The sequence below is a fragment of the Pseudarthrobacter sp. fls2-241-R2A-127 genome, assembly GCF_030209355.1.
Lineage (GTDB): Bacteria > Actinomycetota > Actinomycetes > Actinomycetales > Micrococcaceae > Arthrobacter.
Genome location: NZ_JARVSF010000008.1, coordinates 293,672 through 319,159, shown reverse-complemented (window position 1 = coordinate 319,159; position 25,488 = coordinate 293,672). Strand labels below are relative to the sequence as shown.

Here is a 25,488-nt window from a genome sequence, read left to right as displayed (position 1 = left end):
TTACTGGCACGTGGCGCGCGTGCTCCCGCCCGAGGCCGGGTTAGGCTCGCCCTGGCCGTGTGTGCAGCAGAACCTGGAGAACCTCATGAAATGGGACCCCCTCAAGTACGTCGAGTTTGGCGATTACCGGAACCGGCCCTTTTTTGACCTCACCGCCAGGGTCCTTGCCGGGCACCCCGCAAAGGTGGTTGACCTGGGCTGCGGGCCGGGAAACCTGACAGCGACACTCAGCGACCGCTGGCCCGGCGCCGAGGTGGTGGGAGTGGATTCCTCCGCGGAGATGCTGGCCAGGGCCGCACGCCTCGCGCAGGAGCGTCCGTCGTTGCGCTTCGAACAAGCAGACATCGCTGAGTGGGCGCCCTCGCCGGATACGGACGTCGTGGTCAGCAACGCCGCCCTGCAGTGGGTCCCCGGTCATCAGGCCATGCTGCCGGGGTGGCTTGCGGCGCTCCGCCCGGGTGCCTGGTTCGCCCTGCAGGTTCCGGGCAATTTCGACGCCCCCTCGCACGCGCTTATGCGGGAACTGGCGTCCTCTGCCCCGTGGGCCGGCAAGCTTGCCGGGGTGTTGAGGGGCGGGGAGTCCGTGGGGGAGCCGGGTGACTACCTCGGGATCATGCTCGACGCCGGGTACGTCGCGGATGCGTGGGAAACCACCTACCAGCAGGTCCTGCCGGGACGGGACCCGGTCCTGGAGTGGGTGCGGGGCACGGGGCTGCGTCCGGTCCTCGCCGCGCTGGCGCCGGATGATGCGGAACGGTTCGAAGCCAAGTACGCCGACGCGCTGCGGGACGCCTATCCACAGGGCCCCCACGGCACGGTTTTTCCGTTCCGCCGGATCTTCGCCGTCGGGCGCAGGGACGGCTAAACGGGCGCTCGCTCGTGGGGTGTTTCGCGCTGTCACACCGCCTGACACCAGCGGAATGTGATCTGGCTTACAATGGCGTCTGTGGTTGAGGGGGGTCGAGCCGCCGGCCCGCTTGTCGGCTGTGTGCATTTACGGGGGGTATTTTGCTGGTCGGTCTCATCAGGCGGCAACTCGCGGGGCAGCAGGCCCAGGTCTGGGCCATCGTGCTGCTCCAATTAATCCAGGCAGCGGCCAACCTGCTCCTGCCCACAGTGAACGCCGCAATCATCGACGACGGCATCGTTGCCGGTGATACTGCGGTGATTTCCAGGCTGGGTACGGTGATGGCAGTCATCGCCATTGTGCAGGCTGCCTCCGCGATCGGGGCCGGCTACCTTGGGGCCGTGGTGGCCATGCGGATCGGGCGCCGGCTACGGGCGGAGGTCTTTGCCCGCATCCAGTCGCTGTCCTCGCAGGACGTGGCACTGTTCGGAACCCAGAGCCTCACCACGCGCGCCACCAACGACGCCCAGCAGATCCAGGCCTTCGCCGTTCTTGTCTTCACCATGCTCTTCGCAGGGCCTGCCATGGGCGTCGGGGGCATCGTCCTGGCCGTGCAGCAGGACGTGGCCCTGTCAGCTGTGGTGATCGTCATCGTGCCGCTGCTCCTGCTGATCATGTACCTGATCGTGCGCCGCCTGATCCCGCTGTACCGGCAGGGCCAGCACCTTCTGGACCGTTCGGGCGGAATCCTGCGCGAACAGATCATTGGCGTGGATGTGATCAGGGCGTTCGTACGCCAGGACTATGAAGCCCACCGCTTTGCGCGGGCCAACGCCGGCCTGACCGCGAACAACCTGCAGTCCGCGCTGCTGGTGGCCGGGATGCTGCCGCTGATCATGCTGGTGGTCAACATCAGTTCGGTGGCCGTGGTCTGGTTTGGCGGCCACCGCATCCAGGACGGTCAGATGAACCTCGGGGCCCTCACCGCATTCATCGCCTACATCATGCAGATCCTGCTGGCGATCATGATGGCCATGTACGTCCTCATGACAGCGCCGCGTGCCGCCGCCTGCGCCGAACGCATCCAGGCTGTCCTGGACACTGAACCATCGGTGCGCGACTCTGCGGCCCATGTCCCCGGCGCGGCCAGTGGACCAGCCGTAGCGGACCAGCAGGGGACGGGTGCGGGCAGACCGCCAGCCGGGCCGGGCCTCCTGCAGTTCCACGGGGTTGGCTTCTGCTACCCGGGAGCTGAAGCGCCGGTGCTTGCGGATATCAGCTTCACGGCGGCGCCGGGCACCACCCTTGCGATCGTCGGCTCCACGGGAAGCGGAAAGTCGACCCTGCTGAATTTGATTCCGCGCTTCCTTGACCCTACGGAAGGCCACATCACGGTGGGCGGGCGCGACGTCCGGGACCTTCCCTTGGGCCTGTTGCGCGGCGGCATGGGGATCGTGCCGCAGCACTCCCACCTCTTTACCGGAACCATTGCAGCGAACCTGCGGATGGGCGCGCCGGAGGCCACCGACGAGGAACTGTGGGCTGCCTTGGAGACCGCGCAGACCATGCGGTTCATGCGCGACCTCCCGCTGGGTCTTGCCACCCCGGTGGGGCAGGGCGGCGCGAGTCTGTCGGGCGGGCAGCGCCAGAGGCTCTGCATTGCCCGGGCACTGCTGCGGCAGGCGCCCCTCTATCTGTTCGACGACAGCTTCTCCGCCCTTGACTACCGCACGGACACCAGCCTAAGGCTCGCACTGGACCAGGTTTTGGCGTCCGCCACGGTGGTGGTGGTGGCTGAACGCCTGTCCGCCGTGGAGGACGCGGACCTCATCCTGGTCCTCGACGACGGCCGGCTCGCCGCGCAGGGTACACATGCGGAGCTGTTGCAGGACTCGGAAACCTACCGTGAAATTGCCGAATCCCAGCTCGCGCTGGACGGCCCGCTGTGACGGCGGCGGCGGAAACAAAGGCGGCCGACTCTGCCTTCCGGCCCACCGCCGCCAGGCTCCTTGGCCTCCTGCGGCCCTTCCGGCTCCAGGTCCTGGGCGCGGTGGCGGCCACGTGTGCCTTCGCCGGCCTGAACGTCGCCGCCCCCAAGTTCCTTGGTGACGCCACCGACCTGGTGGTGGACGGCGTCGTCCAAGGCAGCCTGGACCAGCGCCTGGGAACCCTGCTGGCCGTCGTCGCCGGAATGTACGTCCTCGCCTCACTGTTCAACTGGATCCAGGGCGCGCTGACGGCGCGCGCCGTCCAAGGGCTCATGTTCAGCCTGCGCGCCTCGGTGGAAGACAAGCTGCACCGCCTTCCGTCGACCTACTTCCGCGAGCGGTCCCGGGGCGACGTCCTCAGCCGTGCAACCAACGACATCGACAACATTGCCCAAGCCCTGAACCAGGTCCTGACGCAGCTGATTGTCTCCGTCCTCATGCTGTGCGGTTCTCTTGCCATGATGCTGTGGATCTCGCCGCTGCTCGCAGCCATCGCCGTGGCAACCGTTCCGGTCTCCACGTGGATCACCGTGCTGGTGGCGCGCCGCTCACAGGAGCATTTCGCCACCCAATGGAAAGAGACCGGCGACCTCAACGCGCACGTGGAGGAATTCATCAGCGGCCACGAGGTTGTCAAGGCTTTTGGCTGGCAGGAACAGGCTGCGGAAGTCTTCGGCCACAGCAATGCACAGCTGGCCCGCGCGGCCCGCAAAGCCCAGTTCTCCGCCGGCGTGGTGCAGCCGCTGATGGTCCTCATGTCCAACCTCAACTACATCGCCGTGGCGGTCGTGGGAGCCCTGCAGATCATTTCCGGGTCCATGACCATCGGCGGAGTCCAGGCCTTCATCCAGTTCAGCCGGCTCTTCACCCAACCGGTGGGGCAGATTGGCGGCCTGCTCAGCGTCATGCAGTCTTGTGCCGCCTCCGCTGCCAGGGTGTTCGCGCTCCTGGACGCCGGCGAGGACCCCAGGGAAGCGGACGGTCCGGCGCAGGCCGGGCCGGTTGCGGGCCGCATCGTCTTCGACGGCGTCACCTACAGCTATCCGGGTTCGGTGCCGGCGGTCAGCGAGCTGACCTTCACGGTTGAACCGGGACAGGCGGTGGCCATCGTGGGCCACACAGGTGCAGGCAAGAGCACCGTGGTGAATCTGCTGATGCGTTTCCTCGAGCCGTCCTCGGGCCGGATCTCCATTGGCGGGCAGGACATCGCCTCAGTTCCACGGGACCTGCTGCGCGCCCAGTTCGGAGTGGTGCCCCAGGACGCGTGGCTCTTCGCCGGGACCATCCGGGAAAACATCGCCTATGGCCTTCCGGACGCTTCGGATCCCGCCGTCGTCGCCGCAGCGGAAGCCACCCATGCCGACCGTTTTATCCGATCGCTGCCCCACGGCTACGGCACCGTGCTGGAAAACGGCGGCGAGCCCCTCAGCCAGGGACAGCGGCAGCTCATCACCATTGCCAGGGCCCAGTTGGCGGGGCGATCGGTGCTGGTACTGGACGAGGCCACCAGTTCGGTGGACTCCAGGACAGAGCTCTTGATCCGCCAGGCGATGCAGCGGCTCCGGAACGGCCGGACCAGCTTCATCATCGCCCACCGTTTGTCCACGGTCCGGAACGCTGATCTAATTCTGGTCATGGACCACGGACGCATCGTTGAACAGGGAACGCACGAGAGCCTCCTGGCCGCCAACAGCTATTACGCCACGCTCTACAGCGCACAGTTCACGGCCCGCGACGGCCGCGCAGGCGTCCTGGAGGGCGGCCTGTGAACGCCCCGGCGGACTTTCCCGGCGCGTGGCGGCCGAATCCCGCCAGCACCGTGGCCCTGTTCGAGCAACTGCGGTTGCAGGTGATCCACCTCGCGGACAACGGCGCCCTGGCCCCGGGAACCAGGCTCCCGGCAGTGCGGGCCCTCGCGGAACAACTCGACGTCGCCCCGCACACCGTTGCCAGGGCCTACAAGGAGCTCGAAGCCGCCGGGATTGTGGCCACCCGCGGGCGTAACGGCACGGTGGTTTCGGCGCGGGATGAACGGCTGGGAGGCCTGGCCGACGCCGCGGCGGCGTACGCGGACGTGGCCAAGGCGCAAGGGGCCAGCTTCGCGGAAGCAGTCAAGCTGCTCGCGGCCGCCTACGATGTTCCCTGAGGGCGGAACCGCGCATGTTCGAAGAAGTTTTCGATTAGCATTATGGGGTGCCTAAAGCCGTAGCTGAAGAAACCTCTGCCCCCGCCACCTCCTTCACCGCCGCCCCTGCTGCCGTGCCGCCGCGGCCGGACCTCTCCAGGCTCGTCGTGAAGGGCGCGCGGGAGCACAACCTGCGCAACGTGGACCTGGACCTTCCCCGTGACGCCATGATCGTTTTCACCGGCCTGTCCGGCTCCGGGAAATCGTCCCTGGCGTTCGACACCATCTTTGCCGAAGGCCAGCGACGCTACGTCGAATCGCTGTCCGCCTACGCGCGCCAGTTCCTCGGCCAGGTGGACAAACCCGACGTCGACTTCATCGAGGGCTTGTCTCCGGCGGTCTCCATCGACCAGAAATCCACCAGCAAGAACCCGCGGTCAACCGTTGGCACCATCACCGAAATCTACGACTACATGCGCCTGCTGTGGGCACGAGTCGGCCGGCCGCACTGCCCCGTGTGCGGTGAGCCGGTATCCAAGCAGACGCCGCAGCAGATTGTCGACCAGCTCCTTGAGCTCGAGGACGGCACCCGCTTCCAGGTGCTGGCACCGGTGGTGCGCGGCCGCAAGGGCGAGTTCGTTGACCTCTTCAAGGAGCTCAGCGCGAAGGGCTACTCCCGGGCCCGGGTGGACGGCGACCTGGTCCAGCTGAGTGATCCGCCCAAGCTGGGCAAGCAGTTCAAGCACACCATCGAGGTGGTGGTGGACCGCTTGGTGGTCAAGGAAGGCATCAGCCAGCGCCTCACCGACTCCATCGAGACGGCCCTGGGACTGGCGGAAGGCCGGGTCCTGGCCGAGTTCGTGGACCTTGACGCTGAAGATCCCGGACGGATCCGGGCCTTCTCCGAAAACCTCGCGTGTCCCAACGAACACCCGCTGGCCATTGACGAGATCGAGCCCCGCTCGTTCTCCTTCAACAACCCGTTTGGCGCCTGCGCGGCCTGCAGCGGCATTGGTACCCGGCTTGAGGTGGACGAGGAACTCATCGTTCCCAACCCCGAACTCTCGCTGTCCGAGGGCGCCATCGCACCGTGGTCCCTGGGAACGGCCACCACGGAATACTGGAACCGGCTCCTGGAAGGCCTCGCCAAGGAGGTGGGCTTCTCCATGGCCACTCCGTGGGAGAAGCTGGGCAAGGACGTCCGCCAAACCATCCTGCACGGCAAGGACCACAAGGTGGTGGTGCAGTACCGCAACCGGTTCGGCCGTGAACGCAAGTACAGCACCGGGTTCGAGGGTGCCATCCAGTACGTCCACCGGAAGCACGGCGAGACCGATTCCGACTGGGCCCGCGACCGTTACGAAGAGTACATGCGCCAGGTGCCGTGCCCTTCCTGCAATGGAGCCCGCCTCAATCCGGCCTCCCTCTCGGTCCTCATCAACGGCAAGTCCATCGCCGAAGTCGCGGCGTTGCCCATGCGCGACTGCGCGGAGTTCCTGAACAACCTGGTCCTGACCGGGCGTGAGGCGCAGATCGCGCACCAGGTCCTCAAGGAGATCCAGGCGCGACTCACCTTCCTGCTGGATGTAGGCCTCGAGTACCTCAACCTTGAGCGCCCGTCAGCCACCCTCTCGGGCGGCGAAGCGCAACGCATCAGGCTCGCTACCCAGATCGGTTCCGGGCTGGTGGGCGTCCTGTATGTCCTGGACGAGCCCTCCATCGGCCTGCACCAGCGCGACAACCGCCGGCTCATCGAAACCCTCACCCGGCTCCGCGACATGGGAAACACCCTCATCGTCGTCGAGCATGATGAGGACACCATCCATGTGGCTGACTGGATTGTGGACATCGGACCCGGCGCAGGTGAACACGGCGGCCAGGTGGTCCACTCCGGAACCTACAAAGAGCTGCTGGAAAACAAGGAATCGCTGACCGGCGACTACCTGTCCGGCCGGAAGGCCATTGCGGTGCCCAAGAAGCGCCGCAAATACGACAAGAAGCGCGAAATCAAAGTGGTGGGCGCCCGGGAGAACAATCTCGTGAACGTCGACGCCGCGTTCCCGCTGGGCCTCTTCACCGCGGTGACCGGCGTGAGCGGCTCCGGAAAGTCGACCCTCGTCAACGAAATCCTTTACAAGGTGCTCGCCAACAAGCTCAACGGTGCCAAGCAGGTGGCGGGCCGGCACAAGACCGTGCAGGGCCTCGAGCACCTTGACAAGGTGGTCCACGTTGACCAGAGCCCCATCGGCCGTACCCCGCGTTCCAACCCGGCCACTTACACGGGCGTGTTCGACAACATCCGTAAGCTCTTTGCTGAGACCACCGAAGCCAAGGTGCGCGGCTACCTTCCGGGGCGGTTCTCCTTCAACGTCAAGGGCGGCCGCTGCGAGGCATGTTCGGGTGACGGCACGCTGAAGATCGAGATGAACTTCCTGCCGGACGTCTACGTCCCGTGCGAGGTCTGCCATGGTGCCCGCTACAACCGGGAAACGCTGGAAGTCCACTACAAGGGCAAGACCATCGCGGACGTCCTGAACATGCCCATCGAGGAAGGTGCCGAGTTCTTCGCGGCGTTCTCGCCCATCGCACGCCACCTGAACACCCTGGTGGACGTGGGGCTGGGCTACGTTCGCCTGGGCCAGCCCGCCACCACGTTGTCCGGCGGTGAGGCACAGCGCGTGAAGCTCGCGGCTGAACTGCAGAAGCGTTCCAACGGGCGCAGCATCTACGTCCTGGACGAGCCCACCACAGGGCTGCACTTCGAGGACATCCGCAAGCTCCTCATGGTCCTCCAGGGACTCGTGGACAAGGGAAACACGGTGATCACCATCGAGCACAACCTCGACGTCATCAAGAGCGCCGATTGGCTGGTGGACCTTGGGCCCGACGGCGGTTCGGGCGGTGGCCAGATCGTCGCAGCGGGAACCCCCGAGCAGGTGGCCAAGTCCAGCACCAGCCACACGGGCAAGTTCCTGGCCGAAATACTGGGCTGACCAGCGGCGGAATCCGTTCCGAAATATTCCTGCACGGGAATGCGAGTTTCAGGCACTCGCGCTGTCATGAGAAACTAACCCGGTGACTTCAACAACAGTGCCCGTGATCTTTGACCTGGACGGCACTCTTGTCGACCCGGCCGGTGGAATAACTGAGGGCATTGCATCGGCCCTCCGCGGGCTGGGGCTCCCTGTTCCCGCCCAGGACCTGCTGGATGCGATGATCGGCCCCAAGCTGAGTGACTCACTGCTCAACGTAGCGAACGTACCGGCGGACCGCCTCGAAGAGGTGGTCCGCCGGTACCGCGAACACTACGTATCCACCGGAATCGCCCAAAGCCGGCTGTACCCGGGGATCCGCGAAATCCTCGAATCCTTCGCCGCGGCGGGCCGGCCCGTTGCCGTAGCTACCCAGAAGCCGCAGCGCCTGGCCCGCACCGTACTGGCCCACCACGGGATAGACGGCTTCTTCCATGGCATCCACGGCTCCGCCGACGACGAAGCCGCGGTGGACGGCGTTCCGCTTGGCAAGACCGAGATCATTGCCGCCGCCCTGCAGAACCTGGAGACCCAGCACGCCATCATGGTGGGGGACCGCGCCCAGGACGTTTCCGGGGCGATCGCCAACGGCCTGGACTGCATCGGGGTGGTGTGGGGATTCGCACCTTACGGCGAACTTGAAGAGGCGGGGTCTGTCGCCGTCGTCAGCACGGGTGAGGAGCTGGTCACGGTCATCGAACGGCTGCAGGCCATCCACACCGCGGCCATGAGCGGGGTGAGCAACGATGGAAATGTTTGATGCTGTCCGCTGGACCACGCGCAACCTGATCTCCGGCACCTGCAGGCCCACCGTCGTCGGCCTGGAAAATGTTCCCTCCGACGGCCCCTTCATCGTGGCCCCTAACCACCTGTCATTCTTTGACAGCGTCATCGTGCAGGCACTGATGCCCCGCCCTGTCGCATTCTTCGCCAAGGCCGAGTACTTCACTACCGGAGGCGTCAAGGGCAAGGTCATGAAGGCCTTCTTCGAGTCCGTGGGCTCTATTCCGGTGGAGCGCGGCGAGCAGGCGGCCAGCGTCCAGGCGCTCAAGACACTCCTGGACATCCTTGAATCGGGCCGCGGCATCGGCATCTACCCCGAAGGCACCCGCTCCCGCGACGGCATTCTCTACCGCGGACGTACCGGCGTCGGCTGGCTCGCGCTGACCACCGGAGCGCCGGTCATTCCGGTGGGCCTCATTGGGACAGAAAAGCTCCAGCGGGCCGGCGAGAAAGGTGTCAGGCCGCAGCACTTCACCATGAAGGTGGGGGAGCCGCTGTACTTCGACAAGACCGGCCCGGACCACTCCCTGCCCGCGCGCCGGGAGGTCACGGACCGGATCATGGACGCGATTGCTGCCCTGAGCGGCCAGGAGCGTTCCACCAGCTACAACCAGAGCAAGTCCGCGGAGTAGGCCGGGCTGGCAAAGACGTACCCCGCGCCTTAGTAGACTTGACTGGTGGCAAATCCAGCAAGCTACCGGCCCAAAACCGGTGAAATCCCCACCAACCCGGGCGTCTACCGCTTCCGTGACCCGCACGGCCGGGTCATTTACGTGGGCAAGGCAAAGAGCCTCCGGTCCCGCCTGAACTCCTACTTCGCCAACCCGGCAGGCCTGCTGCCGAAGACCTATGCCATGGTGCACGCCGCCAGCAGTGTTGAATGGACCGTGGTGGGCAGCGAACTGGAATCGCTGCAGCTCGAATACACCTGGATCAAGGAATTCAAGCCCCGGTTCAACGTTGTGTTCCGGGACGACAAGACTTACCCCTACCTCGCCGTCACCATGGGCGAGAAGTATCCCAGGGTGCAGGTCATGCGCGGGGACAAGCGGAAGGGGACCCGCTACTTCGGCCCGTACACCGCGGGCGCCATCCGCGAAACCATGGACACCCTGCTCCGCGTCTTCCCCGTTCGCAGCTGCAGCGCCGGCGTGTTCAAGCGGGCCGAAGCGAGCGGCCGGCCATGCCTGTTGGGCTATATCGACAAATGCTCGGCACCCTGCGTCGGACGGATCTCGGCCGACGACCACAGGGCGCTGGCCGACGACTTCTGCGCGTTCATGGGCGGCGAGGCAAAGCGGTTCATCAACAAGCTGGAAAAGCAGATGGCCGAGGCCGTAGCCAAACTGGACTACGAGCACGCCGCCCGGCTCCGGGACGACATTGCAGCCCTGCGGAAGGTCTTCGAACGCAACGCGGTGGTGCTGTCCGAGGACACCGACGCCGACGTGTTCGCACTGCACGAGGACGAGCTTGAAGCCGCCGTCCAGGTGTTCCATGTCCGGGGTGGCCGGATCCGCGGCCAGCGCGGGTGGGTGGTGGAAAAGGTGGAGGACTTCACCACACCGGACCTCGTGGAGCACCTTCTCCAGCAGGTCTACGGCGAAGACGGCGAGACCCACGGCAGGCTGCCGCGCGAGGTACTGGTTCCGGTCGCGCCCAGCAACACGGAGGACCTCGCCACCTGGCTTGGCGGCATCCGCGGGGCCAAGGTGGACATCCGGGTTCCGCAGCGCGGAGACAAGGCGGCGCTCATGTCCACCGTGCGCGAAAATGCCGAACACGCACTCAAGCTCCACAAAACCCGGCGCGCCGGGGACATCACCGTCAGGTCGCAAGCGCTCCAGGAACTCCAGGAAGCCTTGGACCTTCCGGTGCCGCTGCTCCGGATCGAATGCTTCGACGTCTCCCACGTCCAGGGCACCAACGTGGTGGCATCCATGGTGGTGGTTGAGGATGGACTGCCCAAGAAGTCCGATTACCGCAAGTTCTCCATCACCGGACCCGCCGCCTCCGACGACACGGCGGCGATGCATGACGTCCTGACCCGGCGTTTCCGCCACTATCTCCAGGACAAGTCCGCGCAGGTCGATGAGTCCCTCCTCGCCGCGGATGGCCGGGACGCCGCCGCCGGGGACGCCGTTCTGGACACCACCACGCCGGCGCCCAAGGCCAAGTTCGCCTACCCGCCCAACCTGGTGGTGGTGGACGGCGGCCAGCCCCAGGTGAATGCCGCAGCCCGCGCACTGGCAGAGTTGGGCATCGATGATGTCTATGTGGTGGGCCTGGCCAAACGGCTGGAAGAAGTATGGCTGCCGGACAGTGATTTTCCGGTGATCCTGCCCCGCACCTCCCAAGGCCTGTACCTCCTGCAGCGGATCCGGGACGAGGCCCACCGCTTCGCCATCACCTTCCACCGGCAAAAGCGCGGCAAAGCCATGACCGTCTCGGCACTTGACGCCGTCCCGGGCCTGGGTGCTTCCAAACGGAAGGCCCTCCTGGCGCACTTTGGCTCCGTCAAGGGCGTCAAGGCCGCCACCGTGGAAGAGCTCTCCGAGGCGAAGGGTATCGGACCGGCCCTGGCGGGCGCCATCGTGAACCACTTCGCCGGCGGCAGCCCCGAGGCCGCGGCCGTCCCGGCGATCAACATGGCCACCGGCGAAATCATTGAAACTTAGCTAGGGTAAGTGACGGGGCGGCGCCACAGCGGCCGCCCCAGGTACAACAACGAAACGGGGCGGACTTCATGGCAGACACGACGGCGGGATCCGAAGAGGGGCAGGACGGGCTGGAGACAGTCAAGCCGCTCGAAGCGGAGCTGCTGGTGGTCACCGGAATGTCCGGCGCGGGGCGGAGCACCGCCGCTGACGCGTTGGAGGACCACGGCTGGTACGTCGTGGAGAACCTGCCGCCGCAGATGCTTGGCACGCTGGCCGAACTGGTCTCCCACGCCCCCCAGTCCATTCCCCGGCTTGCGGTGGTCATCGACGTCCGGAGCAAGGGACTCTTCGCTGATATCCGCGCGGCCCTGGGGGCACTCGCCGCCAGCGGGGTTACCTTCCGGGTCCTCTTCCTGGACGCCAGCGACAACGTCCTGGTCCGGCGCTTCGAACAGGGCCGCCGCCCCCACCCCCTGCAGGGCGGCGGGCGCATCCTCGACGGCATCGCAGCAGAACGCGAGCTGCTGCAGGAACTGCGGGACAGCTCCGACGTCGTGCTCGATACCTCCAATTACAACGTCCATGGACTCGCCACGGCCATTACCGAGCTGTTCAGCGAAACGGGCCCCGTGGCCCTGAGGCTGAACGTCATGAGCTTCGGCTTCAAGTACGGGCTGCCGGTGGACGCAAACTACGTGGCAGACGTGCGGTTCATTCCCAATCCGCACTGGGTGCCGCAGCTGCGCCCCCTCACCGGCCTGGACAAGGACGTCAGCGACTACGTGCTGGAGGCGGAGGGCGTCAAGAACTTCGTTGATCGGTATGTCCTGGCCCTGGAGCCGGTGCTGGAGGGGTACCGCAGGGAAAACAAGCACTACGCCACCATCGCGGTCGGCTGCACCGGCGGCAAGCACCGCTCCGTGGCGGTCGCGGTCGAGCTGTCCAAGAAACTCGCGCAGTACCCGCGGGTCACGGTGACCACCGCGCACCGGGATCTGGGCCGCGAATAATGGCCCTTTTCACCGGCGCCCTTCCCCTGGTGCCACCGGCCGGCGGAACCGCGCCCGGCCAACAGGAGAAGGGTCCCAACGTTGTGGCGCTTGGCGGCGGCCATGGCCTGGCGGCCTCCCTGTCGGCCCTGCGCCTGCTCACCTCCGAGCTCACCGCGATCGTCACCGTAGCGGACGACGGCGGCTCTTCCGGGCGTCTGCGCGAGGAGTACGGCGTCCTCCCGCCCGGAGACCTCCGGATGGCCCTGTCCGCGCTCTGCGACGACACCGACTGGGGACGTACATGGCGGGATGTCATGCAGCACCGCTTCCGCGCCGGAAAAGGCCCGGGCGGCTCCCTCGACGAACACGCCATGGGCAACCTGCTGATCGTCACGCTCTGGGAACTCCTCGGCGATGCGGTCGCCGGACTCAAATGGGCCGGTGCGCTGCTGGGCGCCAGGGGCCAGGTGCTCCCCATGTCCACGGTCCCGCTCACGATCGAAGGCGATGTCCGCGTCACCACCCCCGGCGGCGGAACAGGGCTGCAGACCATCCACGGCCAGGCGCAATGCGCAGTGGCCGGGTCGCTGGAAGAAGTCCGGCTCCTGCCGAAATCGGCGCCGGCCTGCGTTGAGGCCTTGACGGCGATCGAGCTGGCGGACTGGGTGGTCCTGGGACCCGGCTCCTGGTACACGTCCGTCCTGCCGCACCTGCTGCTGCCCGAGATGCGGCAGGCACTCTGCAGCACCCCTGCCAGGCGCTGCCTGACCATGAACCTTGCCACAGACACCAAGGAAACCTCGGGCATGACGGCCGCGGACCATCTCCACGTCCTCCGGCGCTACGCCCCGGAGTTCAGCGTCGACGTTGTCCTTGCCGATCCCGCCTCCGTACCGGACCGGCAGGAGTTCGAGAAGGCCGCCGCCATGATCGGCGCAGAGGTGGTCTTGGGTAAAGTAGGGGCGTCGGGACGCCGCCCAGTCCACGAGCCACTGCGGTTGGCCACGGCGTACCAGGACATTTTTGGGAACAGTTAGGAAGGTGCCATGGCACTGACAGCATCAGTCAAGGAAGAACTGTCCCGTCTGGACATCAAGAAGTCATCAGTGCGCAAGGCGGAAGTCTCCGCCATGCTCCGGTTCGCCGGGGGACTGCACATCATTTCCGGCCGGATCGTCATCGAAGCGGAAGTGGACCTGGCGTCCACGGCCCGCCGGCTCCGTGCCGCCATAGCCGAGGTCTACGGACACCAGAGCGAAATCATCGTGGTCTCCGCCGGCGGGCTGCGGCGCGCCAGCCGCTACGTGGTCCGCGTGGTCCGCGACGGTGAAGCGCTGGCCAGGCAGACCGGCCTCCTGGACGGCCGTGGCCGCCCCGTGCGGGGCCTGCCATCCGCCGTCGTCAATGGCTCAGCGGCTGACGCCGAAGCCGTATGGCGCGGCGCGTTCCTGGCACACGGCTCACTGACGGAACCCGGACGGTCCTCCTCCCTGGAGGTCACCTGTCCGGGTCCCGAATCGGCCCTCGCCCTGGTGGGGGCAGCCCGGCGGCTGGACATCCAGGCCAAGGCGCGTGAGGTCAGGGGAGTGGACCGCGTGGTCATCCGCGACGGCGACACCATCGCGGCGCTGCTGACCCGCATGGGTGCCCATGACGCCCTGATGGTCTGGGAAGAACGCCGCATGCGCAAGGAAGTCCGCGCCACGGCCAACCGGCTCGCCAACTTCGACGACGCCAACCTGCGCCGTTCCGCGCAGGCCGCGGTAGCTGCCGGCGCGCGGGTGGACCGGGCCCTGGAGATCCTCGGCGACGACGTGCCGGACCACCTGAAGTACGCCGGGGAACTGCGGGTCGCGCACAAGCAGGCCAGCCTGGACGAACTGGGCAGGCTCGCCGATCCCGTGATGACCAAGGACGCGATTGCCGGCCGGATCCGCCGGCTCCTGGCCATGGCGGACAAACGCGCCCTTGACCTCGGCATTCCCGGAACGGACGCCAATGTGACGCCGGAAATGCTGGACGAGTAAGCGCCCCATAGAATCAAAAAGATTCCGGGCGCCAGACGCCCGGATGCACAATCCGAGAGTCACCAACCGGACCGAGTGTCCACGATATTGGAGGATTTTGTGACTGAGTACGTATTGCCCGAACTCAAGTACGACTACGCCGCCCTGGAGCCGCACATCTCTGCGCGGATCATGGAGCTGCACCACAGCAAGCACCACGCGGCCTACGTCACCGGCGCCAACAACGCGCTGGCCCAGCTTGCCGAAGCACGGGAAAAGGGCGATTTCGCCAACATCAACCGGCTCTCCAAGGACCTCGCGTTCCACACCGGCGGCCACGTCAACCACTCGGTCTTCTGGAACAACCTGTCCCCGGACGGCGGTGACAAGCCCGAAGGCGAACTGGCAGCTGCCATCGACGACGCGTTCGGTTCCTTCGATGCGTTCCGCGCCCAGTTCAGCGCCGCGGCGCTGGGCCTGCAGGGTTCGGGCTGGGGCTTCCTGGCCTACGAACCCATCGGTGGAAACCTCGTCATTGAACAGCTGTACGACCAGCAGGGAAATGTTGCCCTGGGCACCACCCCGCTGCTGATGCTGGACATGTGGGAGCACGCCTTCTACCTGGACTACGTCAACGTCAAGGCCGACTACGTCAAGGCTTTCTGGAACATCGTCAACTGGGCCGATGTCGCCCAGCGCTTCGAGGCTGCACGCACCAACGCCACGGGACTCATCACCCTTCCGTAGTGATCTGCGTTATACATCGATGTAACAAACTTCACATTCTGACTTAAACCGGCCGGGATGTGGACGGTCCGCCCCCGCACTTGCGGGGGCGGACCCAGTTAAACGTAAGATAGGTCACGGAAGGCGGTTAGCCTTCAGCAATGAGGCTGGTCGCCCTCCGTGTAAATCATCTCTGCCCAATGGCGTGCGGGATCTGTTAGTTGGCTTGAACGCCCGCTCAACTAGTAGTGCTTCTCATAGCACCAAGGAGACTGTAAAAGTGACGACCCGTATTGGTATCAACGGCTTCGGCCGCATTGGCCGCAACTACTTCCGCGCAGCACTTGCTCAAGGCGCGGACCTTGAGATCGTTGCTGTCAACGACCTCACCAGCCCCGAAGCCCTGGCCCACCTGTTCAAGTACGACTCTGTCGGCGGGCGCCTGAAGGAGACCATCGAGGTCAAGGACGGCAACATCGTCGTCAACGGCAACGTCGTCAAGGTCCTGGCGGAACGCGATCCCGCCAAGCTCCCCTGGGGCGAGCTGGGCGTGGACATCGTGATCGAATCGACCGGTTTCTTCACCAAGGCAGCCGATGCCCAGAAGCACATTGATGCAGGCGCCAAGAAGGTCCTGATCTCCGCTCCGGCGTCGGACGAGGACATCACCATCGTGATGGGCGTCAACGACAACCTCTACGACAACGCCACCCACAACATCATTTCCAACGCCTCCTGCACCACCAACTGCCTCGGCCCGCTGGCCAAGGTGGTGAACGACGAATTCGGCATCGAGCGTGGCCTCATGACCACCGTGCACGCCTACACCGCGGACCAGAACCTGCAGGACGGCCCGCACAAGGACCTGCGCCGTGCCCGTGCTGCCGCCATCAACATGGTTCCCACCTCCACCGGTGCCGCCAAGGCGATCGGCCTCGTCCTGCCCGAGCTCAAGGGCAAGCTGGACGGCTACGCCATCCGCGTCCCCGTACCCACCGGCTCCGCCACCGACCTCACCGTCACGGTCTCCCGCGAAACCACCGTGGAGGAAGTCAACGCCGCCCTCAAGCGCGCCTCGGAGTCCGAGGAACTGCAGGGCTTCCTGACCTACACGGACGAGCCCATCGTCTCCTCCGACATCGTTGGCGACCCGGCATCCTCGATCTTCGACGCCGGCCTGACCAAGGTCATCGGCAACCAGGTCAAGGTTGTTTCCTGGTATGACAACGAGTGGGGCTACTCCAACCGCCTTGTCGACCTCACGGAGCTCGTGGCATCCAAGCTGGGCTAGGGTTAGACACATGACATCTCACACCCTCAACGAACTGATCGCTGAAGGTGTCCGCGGGCGGTACATTCTGGTTCGAAGTGACCTGAATGTGCCGCTCGACGGCTCTACAGTCACTGACGACGGCCGCATCAAGGCCTCACTGCCAGTGCTGTCAAAGCTCACGGACGCCGGTGCCCGCGTGCTGGTAACAGCCCACCTCGGACGCCCCAAGGGCGCCCCGGAGGACAAGTATTCCCTTCGCCCCGCCGTGGATCGCCTCGCGGAACTGGCGGACTTCAAGGTCACCCTGGCAGCCGACACCGTTGGTGACGCTGCCAAGGGCGCGGCGGCGTCCCTGCAGGACGGCGAAGCGCTGGTCCTGGAGAACGTCCGCTTCGACGCCCGCGAGACCAGCAAGGACGACGCCGAGCGCGGCGCCTTCGCGGACGAACTCGTGGCACTGACCGGTGACAACGGCGCCTACGTGGACGATGCCTTCGGTGCCGTCCACCGCAAGCACGCCAGCGTCTACGACGTCGCTACCCGGTTGCCGTCCTACCAGGGCGACCTCGTGCACACGGAAGTGGAAGTCCTGCGGAAACTGACCACTGACACCCAGCGTCCCTACGTGGTGGTGCTCGGCGGCTCCAAGGTCTCCGACAAGCTTGCGGTCATCGACAACCTGCTCGGCAAAGCCGACACCATCCTGGTGGGCGGTGGCATGCTGTTCACCTTCCTGGCAGCGGCCGGCCACAAGGTGGGCTCCAGCCTCCTTGAGGAGGACCAGATCCCCGTGGTCCAGGACTACCTCAAGCGGGCCGCGGACGCCGGCACCGAATTCGTCGTCCCCACGGACGTCGTGGTCGCGGAGAAGTTCGCTGCGGACGCCGCACACGCAACCGTGCCGGCGGACGCCATCGAAAGCAGCAGCTTCGGTGCCTCCGGCATCGGCCTGGACATCGGCCCGGACACCGCGGCCGCTTTCGCAGACCGCATCAAGGGAGCCCGCACGGTCTTCTGGAACGGGCCCATGGGTGTCTTCGAATTCGAGGCCTTCTCCGCCGGTACCCGCGCCATCGCGCAGTCTCTGACGGAAACCGGCGGTTTCACCGTCGTAGGTGGCGGTGACTCCGCAGCTGCAGTGCGCACGCTGGGATTCAGCGACGACCAATTCGGCCACATTTCCACCGGCGGCGGCGCAAGCCTGGAATACCTCGAGGGCAAGGAACTTCCCGGCCTCAGCGTCCTGGACCGGTAGCACCAGCCAGGAAAGCACCGGACTGACCAGTCCTTCGGCCGGCAGGTTGCCCGCGGCAGCCTGCCGGCCGCACACATACCAAGAACTTTTATGGAGATCACGTGACTACGTCAACGAATGGCGCTTTCGACCGCAAGCCCTTCATCGCGGGCAACTGGAAAATGAACATGGACCACGTGCAGGGCATCACCCTCCTGCAGAAGCTGGCCTGGACCCTCTCCGACGCCAAGCACGACTACAACCGTGTTGAGGTTGCCGTGTTCCCGCCGTTCACGGACCTCCGAGGCGTCCAGACACTGGTCCAGGGCGATGACCTGCAGGTCGCCTACGGCGGCCAGGACCTTTCCCAGTTCGACTCCGGAGCCTACACCGGCGACATTTCCGGCCAGTTCCTCGCCAAGCTCGGCTGCACCTACGTACTGGTGGGCCACAGCGAACGCCGCACCATCCACAACGAGTCCGACGACGTCCTGAACGCCAAGGCCAAGGCAGCCTTCAAGCACGGGGTCACCCCCGTCCTGTGTGTCGGGGAAGGCCTGGAAATCCGCCAGGCCGGAACCCACGTTGAGCACACCCTCCAGCAGCTGCGGGCCGGAGTGGCAGGACTCTCCAACGACCAGGCTGCCGAACTGGTGGTTGCCTACGAGCCCGTCTGGGCCATTGGCACGGGCGAGGTCGCAGGCCCGGAGGATGCGCAGGAAATGTGCGCCGCGATCCGGGCGGAGCTGGACACCCTCTTCGGTGCCGATGTCGCCGCCAAGACCCGACTGCTGTACGGCGGCTCGGTCAAGGCCAACAACGCCGCCGCCATCATGCAGGAACGCGACGTGGACGGCCTCCTGGTGGGCGGTGCAAGCCTGGATCCTGCCGAGTTTGCTAATATTGTCAGGTTCGAGAGCCACTTGGTCACGGACTAGTCCGGAACCAGTACAAGCTCCCGCAATCCCAACTCCCGAAAGGCCGTCGTGGACGTTCTTCATGTCATCCTGCAGATCCTCCTGGGCATCACCAGCCTCCTGCTGACGCTGCTGATCCTCCTGCACAAGGGGCGCGGCGGCGGACTTTCCGACATGTTCGGCGGCGGCATGAGCTCGGGCCTCAGTTCCTCCGGGGTAGCCGAACGGAACCTCAACCGCTTCACCATCATCCTGGGCGTCACCTGGGGCGTGGTGATCATTGCCCTCGGCCTGATCATGCGGTTCAGCGGCGTCGGCGACTCCTAGATCATCGCTGGCTAGGGTCCTGAGGCCCTGCCGTTGCCCTGCTCGGGCATCTAAACTGTGGCTGTCGGTTTATCCGGCAGCCACAGTTGCATTTAAGCTGCCCGGACCCGGCCATCCGCTTCAAGGCAGGAGATGTCATGGTCCATCCAGCATCAGGCTTTCGGGGGACACGCGTCGGGGTGACGGCAGGGTCCGGATCGAGTCTGCAGTCCACCGATTCTTCAGCCCGGCCCCTCCCGCGCATCCGCGTCTCCTACTGGTGCGCGAAAGGGCACGAAACCCAGCCCGTCTTCCTCAAGCTGCCTGAGGACCAGATTCCCGTGACCTGGGATTGCCGGCGCTGCGGTGCCCCCGCCTCCCGTGAGGGGCAGGCAGCGGCCTTGGCCGATCCCTATGACGACGGGTACAAGAGCCACCTGGAATACGTTAAAGAGCGACGCTCCGGCCAGGACGCCGAGGACGTCCTGGCCGGAGCGCTGGAAAAGCTACGCGCCCGCGGCGTCCTTCCGGACGAGTTGCTGCGGGACACGTGAGGCCGCGTTTTCGTCAATCAGCCACAGGGTGCGGGAGGTGCCCCGCGGGCCGGCTGCGGGTACCTGGACCGGATTGGCGCCGGCAAGGGCAAGTCCAACAGCCCCGGCCTTGTCCTCTCCAGCCACAACCATCCAGACCTCGGACGCCGTGTTGATGGCCGGCAGCGTGAGGGAAATCCGGAGCGGCGGGGGCTTGGGCGAGTTGCGCACACCCACCACCGTCAGGTTCTTTTCCCGGATGCCCGCCTGCTCAGGAAACAGGGACGCGATGTGGGCGTCAGGCCCTACACCCAAGAGCACCACGTCGAGGCGGGGCAGGGTTGACGGCTCGTCCGGCCGGTCATCGGACATATCGGCCGCATGTTCGGCCGCCGCCGCGTCCCGGAGCTGCCGCGCATAGTCTTCGGCAGCCTCTTCGGCAGTACCGAACTGGTCTGCGGAACCGGGGGAGTGGACTCGTTCGGGGTCTACCGGAATGTGCGAGAGCAGGGCATCGAACGCCTGCTTGGTGTTCCGGTCCGGATCGTTCGTACCCACAAAGCGTTCGTCACCCCACCAGAAGTTGACCTTGGACCAGTCGACGGCGGGCGCCGCCGGGGAATCGGCAACAGCCTTCAGCGTGCCGATCCCCACGGTCCCCCCGGTGAGCACCACGGTGGCTTCGCCGTACTTGTCCTGGACATCAACGAGCTTGGTGATCAGGCGGGCCGCAATCGCGGCCATGAGGACGGACGAATCAGGATGGATGCTTACTCTGGGGTCAACGCTCACTGGGTCGGACGCTCCTTAGATTGGTACGTGGCAGTCCAATAGTAATCACTTCGCCAAATACTTCGTCGGGGTCGAGCCGGCGTAGTTCTTCGGCCAGGCAGTCGCGGAGGCTGCGGCGTGGGAGGGTGATCCGTTGGGCGGGCTGGCCGGGCTGGGTGAGCTCGGCGACGGAGAGTCCGGGGCGGAACAGCTGCACGTCGCCGCCGGGGCGGGTGAGCCGGACGCGGCGGATCCCTGTCCCGGCCGGGTCCGCGACGATGGTCACGGGGGCGTCCAGGGTCAGGGTGAGCCAGGCGGCGAGCAGGATGGTGGAGGGTGAATCCGAGGCGCCTTCGACCGCGACCGCGGTGACCGGTGAGGAATCGACTTCGTCCAGGGCAGCCGCGAGCTGGATCCGCCAGTTTGTCAGGCGGGTCCAGGCGAGGTCGGTGTCACCGGCTTTGTAGGTGTGGTGGATCCGTTCCAGCGCGGCCTGCGGATCCGGTTCGTTGGCGGAATCGGTGATCCGGCGGTGCGCGATCGCGCCGATGGAGGTTTCGCAGGCGTTCGCCGGCGCCCCGTGCGGCCACCAGGCCACGATTGGGGCGTCCGGGAGCAGCAGCGCAGCCACGAGGGATTCGGACTCGTGCGCGAGCTGGCCGTAGCCGCGCAGCACGATGACCTCGGACGCGCCGGCGTCGCCGCCAACCCTGATCTGCGCGTCGAGCCGGTCTTCGTGGTCTTTCCCGGCGTCGGCCAGGACGATGATACGGCAGGGGTGTTCCCTGCTGGCGTCGTTCGCGGCCTCGATCGCTTCTTCCTCAAGACCGGACTTTGTCACGACCACCAGGGTCAGGACCCGGCCCAGGGCGATCACACCGCCCTGCTCTCGCAGGGACATCAGCTTCTTGGATACCTTCGAGGTGGTGGTATCGGGGAGGTTTACGATCATGGCCTTCTCCAGGTTCGTCCGTCGCGGGCCAGCAGCTCATCGGCGCTGGCCGGGCCCCAGGAGCCGGGGGCGTACGGTTCGGGCTGTTCGTTCAGGGTGGCCCAGTATTCCTCGAACGGGTCAAGGATCTTCCAGGACAGTTCCACTTCCTCGTGCCGCGGGAACAGCGGCGGCTCACCGAGCAGCACGTCCAGGATCAGCCGTTCGTAGGCTTCGGGGGAGGACTCGGTGAAGGAGTGCCCGTAACCGAAGTCCATGGTCACATCCCGGACTTCCATCTGGGTACCGGGAACCTTGGACCCGAAACGGATGGTCACGCCCTCGTCAGGCTGGACCCGGATCACCACGGCGTTCTGGCCGAAATCGTCCTCGCCATGGTCACGGAAGAGCAGGTTGGGGGCGCGTTTGAAGACCACAGCGATCTCGGTCACGCGACGTCCCAGGCGCTTGCCGGCACGCAGGTAGAACGGCACCCCGGACCAGCGGCGGGTGTGGATGTCCACCCGTACCGCCGCGTACGTCTCGGTGGTGGAGTCCGCGGGGATGCCTTCCTCTTCCAGGTACCCCTGGACCTGCTCGCCGCCCTGCCAGCCGCCGCTGAACTGGCCGCGCGCAGAGTGCGTGGAGAGATCTTCCGGGAGCTTGACCGCGGCCAACACCTTTTCCTTCTCCGCCCGCAGGTCATCGGCGTTGAAGGAGATCGGTTCCTCCATCGCCGTCAGTGCCAGCAGCTGGAGCAGGTGGTTCTGGATCACGTCGCGGGCCGCGCCCACGCCGTCGTAATACCCGGCCCGCCCACCGGTGCCGATGTCCTCGGCCATGGTGATCTGGACATGGTCCACGTAGTTGGCGTTCCACAACGGCTCGAACAACTGGTTGGCGAAACGAAGCGCCAGGATGTTCTGCACCGTTTCCTTGCCCAGGTAGTGGTCGATCCGGAACACAGCATCCGGCGGGAAGACGGACTCCACGATGTCATTGAGCTGCCGCGCCGATTCCAGGTCATGGCCGAACGGCTTCTCGATCACCACCCGCCGCCACTTATCCCCATCAGCCTGCGCCAGGCCGTGCTTGGACAACTGCCGGCACACCTGCTCGAAGGCCTTCGGCGGAATCGACAGGTAGAACGCGTGGTTCCCGCGGGTGCCGCGGACGTCGTCGAGCTCCTTGATCGTCTCGCCTAGCCGCTCAAACGCCGCGTCGTCGTCGAACTCTCCCTGCACAAACCGGATACCCTCGGACAGCTGGTTCCAGACCGCCTCATCAAAGGGGGTGCGGGCGTGTTCCTGTACGGAGGCCTTCACCTCGGCGGCGAAATCCTCCTTGTCCCACTCACGCCGGGCGAATCCCACCAGCGCGAAGCTGGGAGGCAACAACCCGCGGTTTGCGAGGTCGTACACCGCCGGCATGAGTTTCTTCCGGGCAAGGTCACCCGTGACCCCGAAGAGGACAAGCGAGGACGGACCGGCAATCCGGTTCAGACGGCGGTCACGCGGGTCGCGCAGCGGATTACGCCCGCGGCCCGCGCCTTTCCTGCCGTATTCAGTTTCTGGCATGGTTGCTTCTGCGCCTTAGCTCTCGGTTGCGGATGCGCGGGTGGACAAGGCAGCGACAAGGTCCTGCAGCTGCGCCACACCGGCGGCACGGTCGGTGAGGTGGAGGCGGAGCACGGGACGGCCGTGCTGGCCCAGGACCTGGGCGTCGCCTGCAGCCTGGGCGGCAATAAGCTCGCCGAAGCTGAACGGCCGGTCCGGAATCGCGAGGTCCTCTGCCGCAGCAGCGGTGACCTGCAGGAAAACTCCGATTGCCGGTCCGCCCTTGTGGAACTGCCCGGTGGAGTGCAGGAAGCGCGGGCCCCAGCCGAACGTCACCGGACGGCCGGAGGCTGCCGCGAGTTCATCGCGGATTCCCTCTAGTCCGGCAAACGCCAGTCGGTCGAAGTAGGCCTGGACGCTCAGGTAGCTGTCGGCAGCCAGCGTGCCAAGGAGTGCCTTGACGGCGTCAGCGGCCGTGGTGGCGCCACCGAGCCAGTCGCCCCCGCGGACTTCGATTGCACCGTCCACGAAAGCGGCAGGCGTCGGCTCCGGCTGGGCGTCCAGCAGTCCCCGGGCAGCCACTTTGGCGGCTTCCACATCGGGCTGGTCGAACGGGTTGATGCCCAGCAGGCGGCCCGCAACGGCGGTGGCAAATTCCCAGACCATCATTTGGGTGGCCAGGCCGCCGGCAATGGCCACCTGGTTCTCTCCGGGTTCGACGTCGGCATCCGCGGCCACCAGCCGGACCACCAGGACGTCGGGAGCGCCGGCGGTCACCTCCGGAGCGTTGGGGCCCGCGACGACGGGCAGGATGCCCGTGCCCAGCTTGCCTGTCGATTCAGCGATGAGCTGCTCGGCCCAGTCGGCGAAGCCAACGATGCCCGAGCCGTCCTCCGCAATGACGACCTTGTTGCGCAGCGGGCTGGTTCCGCCCAGGGCCGCGCCCAGGGCAAGACCGATGTTGTCAGGGGCGTCGTCATTGAGGACCTCAGCCGCTTCCTCTGCCTCGTCCAGGAAGGCCTGGATGTCGACTCCGGCCAGGCCCGAAGGCACCAGGCCAAATGCCGTCAACGCCGAATAGCGGCCGCCGACGTTGGGATCGGCATTGAACACTGCCCGGTACCCGGTTTCGCGGGACGACTTGTCCAGCGGAGAACCGGGATCGGTCACGATGATGATGCGGCTCTTGGCGTCCAGGCCGGCCTCGGTGAAGGCCTGCTCGAAGATGCGGCGTTGCGAGTCGGTCTCCAGGGTGGAACCGGACTTGGACGAGACCACGATTGCGGTCTCGGCCAGCCGGTCCTCGAGGGCAGTACGGACCTGGTCGGGGTCCGTGCTGTCCAGCACCGTCAGCTCGACGCCCGCCGTGCCTGCGATGACCTCCGGAGCGAGCGAGGATCCGCCCATGCCGCAAAGCACGATCCTTGTGACGCCCTCGGCGCGCAGGGCATCACGGAGTTCCAGGATGTCCTTGACCAAGGGCTGTGAAACGGTGGCCGCCTCCACCCAGCCGAGGCGGATTGCCGACTCGGACTCGGCGTCAGGACCCCACAGGGTGTGGTCTTTCGCGAAGATCCGGGTGGCGATCCTGTCCTCGACCAGGGCGGGAAGGTGCTGTTCCAGGGCCTGCTGTGCAGCGCCGGTAGCGTCGAAGCTGAGTGTGCTCATTGTGTGTTAGGAAGCCTTCCGTGCAGAGGCGAGGGCACCTTCGACGTCGGCCAGCAGTTCCTTCCAGCTGGACACGAACTTGTCCAGGCCTTCGGTTTCAAGCAGGGCGACGACGTCGTTGTAGGAAATGCCGAGCTTTTCCAAGGCGTCCAGGGTGGCGTTTGCTTCGGCGTAGGTGCCGGTGACGGTGTCGCCGGTGACCACGCCGTGATCGAATGTGGCGTCCAGGGTCTTCTCCGGCATGGTGTTGACGACGCCGGGGGCCACGAGTTCGGTGACGTAGAGGGTGTCCGGGTAGGCCGGGTCCTTCACGCCGGTGGAAGCCCACAGCGGACGCTGGGGGAGCGCCCCGGCCCCGGCAAGCAGTGCCCAGCGTTCGGTGGAGAAGAGTTCCTCGTAGACCTGGTAGGCCAGGCGGGCGTTGGCAACGCCGGCCTTGCCCTTGAGTGCCTTGGCTTCCTCGGTGCCGATCGCGTCCAGGCGCTTGTCGATCTCGGTGTCCACGCGGGAGACGAAGAACGATGCCACGGAGTGGATCTTGGCGAGGTCGTGGCCGTTTTCCTTGGCCTGCTCCAGGCCGGACTGGAACGCGTTGATAACCGCGCGGTAGCGCTCCAGGGAGAAGATCAGGGTCACGTTGACGCTGATGCCCTCGGCCAAAGTGGCGGTGATGGCTTCGAGACCCTCAAGGGTTGCCGGGATCTTGATGTGGACGTTGTCCTTGTTGACCCGCTGGTAGAGGTGCTTGGCCTCGGCGATGGTGCCCGCGGTGTCCCAGGCCAGGCGGGGGTCGACTTCGATGGACACGCGGCCGTCGACGCCCTTGGTGGCTGCTGCCACGGGGGCGAAGAGGTCGCAGGCGTCGGCGACGTCCGTGGTGGTGATCTCGAAGATCGTTTCCTCGACGCTGGCGCCGGCCGCGGCCTGGGCTGCAATGGTGGTGTCGTAGTCAGTGCCCGAGGTGATGGCTGCATGGAAGATGGACGGGTTGGTGGTCACGCCAACCACGTTCTTTTCCTCGATGAGCTTGCGCAGGGTGCCCGTTTCCAGGCGCTTGCGGGAGAGGTCGTCGAGCCAGATGGACACTCCGGCGTCGGAGAGCTGCTGGGTGGGAGTAGTCATTGTCATTTCTCCTGGAAA

At 66.0% G+C, this 25,488-nt stretch carries 22 protein-coding genes; 17 read left to right on the top strand and 5 right to left on the bottom strand.

What is annotated here, in order from left to right:
* Nucleotides 1–85 precede the first annotated feature (85 nt).
* The 17 genes from QRN53_RS06095 to QRN53_RS06015 all read left to right on the top strand — a co-directional run bounded on the left by QRN53_RS06095 (nucleotide 86) and on the right by QRN53_RS06015 (nucleotide 19,443).
* Nucleotides 86–865, top strand: a complete 780-nt coding sequence (locus QRN53_RS06095) for a trans-aconitate 2-methyltransferase (RefSeq protein ID WP_285243113.1) — start codon at nucleotides 86–88, stop codon at nucleotides 863–865.
* A gap of 143 nt (nucleotides 866–1,008) precedes the next feature.
* Entirely contained in the window at nucleotides 1,009–2,796 is a 1,788-nt protein-coding gene (locus QRN53_RS06090) for an ABC transporter ATP-binding protein (RefSeq protein ID WP_285243112.1), read from the top strand.
* Nucleotides 2,793–4,604 carry an ABC transporter ATP-binding protein gene (locus tag QRN53_RS06085; RefSeq protein ID WP_285243111.1) on the top strand — a complete coding sequence of 604 codons (1,812 nt, stop codon included), beginning with the start codon at nucleotides 2,793–2,795 and terminating at the stop codon, nucleotides 4,602–4,604. Before QRN53_RS06090 ends, QRN53_RS06085 begins: the two co-directional genes overlap by 4 nt.
* Nucleotides 4,601–4,981, top strand: coding sequence for a GntR family transcriptional regulator (locus QRN53_RS06080; protein WP_285243110.1), 381 nt, complete (start codon nucleotides 4,601–4,603; stop codon nucleotides 4,979–4,981). Before QRN53_RS06085 ends, QRN53_RS06080 begins: the two co-directional genes overlap by 4 nt.
* Before the next feature lie 47 nt (nucleotides 4,982–5,028).
* Nucleotides 5,029–7,953: an excinuclease ABC subunit UvrA gene (gene uvrA, locus QRN53_RS06075; protein WP_285243109.1), complete on the top strand. Its 2,925-nt coding sequence runs from the start codon at nucleotides 5,029–5,031 to the stop codon at nucleotides 7,951–7,953.
* Nucleotides 7,954–8,035: 82 nt separating this feature from the next.
* Nucleotides 8,036–8,752, top strand: coding sequence for an HAD hydrolase-like protein (locus tag QRN53_RS06070; protein WP_285243108.1), 717 nt, complete (start codon nucleotides 8,036–8,038; stop codon nucleotides 8,750–8,752).
* Nucleotides 8,739–9,407, top strand: coding sequence for a lysophospholipid acyltransferase family protein (locus QRN53_RS06065; RefSeq protein WP_285243107.1), 669 nt, complete (start codon nucleotides 8,739–8,741; stop codon nucleotides 9,405–9,407). Before QRN53_RS06070 ends, QRN53_RS06065 begins: the two co-directional genes overlap by 14 nt.
* Nucleotides 9,408–9,452: 45 nt before the next feature.
* Nucleotides 9,453–11,453 (top strand): excinuclease ABC subunit UvrC, encoded by a 2,001-nt coding sequence (gene uvrC / locus QRN53_RS06060; RefSeq protein WP_285243106.1) that lies wholly within the window; start codon nucleotides 9,453–9,455, stop codon nucleotides 11,451–11,453.
* Between the two features lie 68 nt (nucleotides 11,454–11,521).
* The gene (rapZ, locus tag QRN53_RS06055; protein WP_285243105.1) at nucleotides 11,522–12,445 is read left to right on the top strand and encodes an RNase adapter RapZ; all 924 of its coding nucleotides are present in this window, start codon (nucleotides 11,522–11,524) and stop codon (nucleotides 12,443–12,445) included.
* Nucleotides 12,445–13,464, top strand: coding sequence for a gluconeogenesis factor YvcK family protein (locus QRN53_RS06050; RefSeq protein ID WP_285243104.1), 1,020 nt, complete (start codon nucleotides 12,445–12,447; stop codon nucleotides 13,462–13,464). Before rapZ ends, QRN53_RS06050 begins: the two co-directional genes overlap by 1 nt.
* Nucleotides 13,465–13,473: 9 nt before the next feature.
* Nucleotides 13,474–14,454 (top strand): DNA-binding protein WhiA, encoded by a 981-nt coding sequence (whiA, locus tag QRN53_RS06045; protein WP_015937022.1) that lies wholly within the window; start codon nucleotides 13,474–13,476, stop codon nucleotides 14,452–14,454.
* 99 nt (nucleotides 14,455–14,553) lie between these two features.
* A complete protein-coding gene (locus QRN53_RS06040) occupies nucleotides 14,554–15,180 on the top strand; it encodes a superoxide dismutase (RefSeq protein WP_285243103.1) in 627 nt (208 codons plus the stop codon).
* A gap of 259 nt (nucleotides 15,181–15,439) precedes the next feature.
* Entirely contained in the window at nucleotides 15,440–16,450 is a 1,011-nt protein-coding gene (gene gap, locus QRN53_RS06035; RefSeq protein WP_285243102.1) for a type I glyceraldehyde-3-phosphate dehydrogenase, read from the top strand.
* Between the two features lie 10 nt (nucleotides 16,451–16,460).
* Nucleotides 16,461–17,687 (top strand): phosphoglycerate kinase, encoded by a 1,227-nt coding sequence (locus tag QRN53_RS06030; RefSeq protein WP_285243101.1) that lies wholly within the window; start codon nucleotides 16,461–16,463, stop codon nucleotides 17,685–17,687.
* Nucleotides 17,688–17,788: 101 nt separating this feature from the next.
* Nucleotides 17,789–18,604 (top strand): triose-phosphate isomerase, encoded by an 816-nt coding sequence (gene tpiA / locus QRN53_RS06025; protein WP_285243100.1) that lies wholly within the window; start codon nucleotides 17,789–17,791, stop codon nucleotides 18,602–18,604.
* Between the two features lie 48 nt (nucleotides 18,605–18,652).
* Complete coding sequence (gene secG, locus QRN53_RS06020; protein WP_141941218.1) at nucleotides 18,653–18,910, top strand: preprotein translocase subunit SecG; 258 nt, start codon at nucleotides 18,653–18,655, stop codon at nucleotides 18,908–18,910.
* A gap of 137 nt (nucleotides 18,911–19,047) precedes the next feature.
* Nucleotides 19,048–19,443 carry an RNA polymerase-binding protein RbpA gene (locus QRN53_RS06015; protein ID WP_285243099.1) on the top strand — a complete coding sequence of 132 codons (396 nt, stop codon included), beginning with the start codon at nucleotides 19,048–19,050 and terminating at the stop codon, nucleotides 19,441–19,443.
* On the opposite strand, the gene pgl is transcribed toward QRN53_RS06015, so the two are convergent.
* From pgl to tal, 5 genes are read right to left on the bottom strand one after another with little or no spacing between them, the layout of a single operon-like run.
* Nucleotides 19,396–20,214: a 6-phosphogluconolactonase gene (gene pgl / locus QRN53_RS06010; protein WP_285243098.1), complete on the bottom strand. Its 819-nt coding sequence runs from the start codon at nucleotides 20,212–20,214 to the stop codon at nucleotides 19,396–19,398. The genes QRN53_RS06015 and pgl overlap by 48 nt on opposite strands.
* Nucleotides 20,204–21,145 carry a glucose-6-phosphate dehydrogenase assembly protein OpcA gene (locus QRN53_RS06005; protein ID WP_285243097.1) on the bottom strand — a complete coding sequence of 314 codons (942 nt, stop codon included), beginning with the start codon at nucleotides 21,143–21,145 and terminating at the stop codon, nucleotides 20,204–20,206. The genes pgl and QRN53_RS06005 overlap by 11 nt, the downstream gene beginning before the upstream one ends.
* Nucleotides 21,142–22,701, bottom strand: a complete 1,560-nt coding sequence (gene zwf / locus QRN53_RS06000; protein WP_285243096.1) for a glucose-6-phosphate dehydrogenase — start codon at nucleotides 22,699–22,701, stop codon at nucleotides 21,142–21,144. Before zwf ends, QRN53_RS06005 begins: the two co-directional genes overlap by 4 nt.
* A gap of 15 nt (nucleotides 22,702–22,716) precedes the next feature.
* Nucleotides 22,717–24,348, bottom strand: coding sequence for a phosphoglucose isomerase-related protein (locus QRN53_RS05995; protein WP_285243095.1), 1,632 nt, complete (start codon nucleotides 24,346–24,348; stop codon nucleotides 22,717–22,719).
* Between the two features lie 6 nt (nucleotides 24,349–24,354).
* Complete coding sequence (gene tal, locus QRN53_RS05990) at nucleotides 24,355–25,470, bottom strand: transaldolase (protein ID WP_285243094.1); 1,116 nt, start codon at nucleotides 25,468–25,470, stop codon at nucleotides 24,355–24,357.
* Nucleotides 25,471–25,488 lie beyond the last annotated feature (18 nt).

Bases quoted from the DNA above. Each gene is read 5' to 3' on its own strand.
- QRN53_RS05995 (WP_285243095.1), bottom strand. From the start codon at position 24,348: ATGAGCACACTCAGCTTCGACGCTACCGGCGCTGCACAGCAGGCCCTG.
- QRN53_RS06015 (WP_285243099.1), top strand. From the start codon at position 19,048: ATGGTCCATCCAGCATCAGGCTTTCGGGGGACACGCGTCGGGGTGACG.
- rapZ (WP_285243105.1), top strand. From the start codon at position 11,522: ATGGCAGACACGACGGCGGGATCCGAAGAGGGGCAGGACGGGCTGGAG.
- QRN53_RS06095 (WP_285243113.1), top strand. From the start codon at position 86: ATGAAATGGGACCCCCTCAAGTACGTCGAGTTTGGCGATTACCGGAAC.
- QRN53_RS06050 (WP_285243104.1), top strand. From the start codon at position 12,445: ATGGCCCTTTTCACCGGCGCCCTTCCCCTGGTGCCACCGGCCGGCGGA.
- QRN53_RS06005 (WP_285243097.1), bottom strand. From the start codon at position 21,145: ATGATCGTAAACCTCCCCGATACCACCACCTCGAAGGTATCCAAGAAG.
- whiA (WP_015937022.1), top strand. From the start codon at position 13,474: ATGGCACTGACAGCATCAGTCAAGGAAGAACTGTCCCGTCTGGACATC.
- QRN53_RS06065 (WP_285243107.1), top strand. From the start codon at position 8,739: ATGGAAATGTTTGATGCTGTCCGCTGGACCACGCGCAACCTGATCTCC.
- zwf (WP_285243096.1), bottom strand. From the start codon at position 22,701: ATGCCAGAAACTGAATACGGCAGGAAAGGCGCGGGCCGCGGGCGTAAT.
- QRN53_RS06030 (WP_285243101.1), top strand. From the start codon at position 16,461: ATGACATCTCACACCCTCAACGAACTGATCGCTGAAGGTGTCCGCGGG.
- tal (WP_285243094.1), bottom strand. From the start codon at position 25,470: ATGACTACTCCCACCCAGCAGCTCTCCGACGCCGGAGTGTCCATCTGG.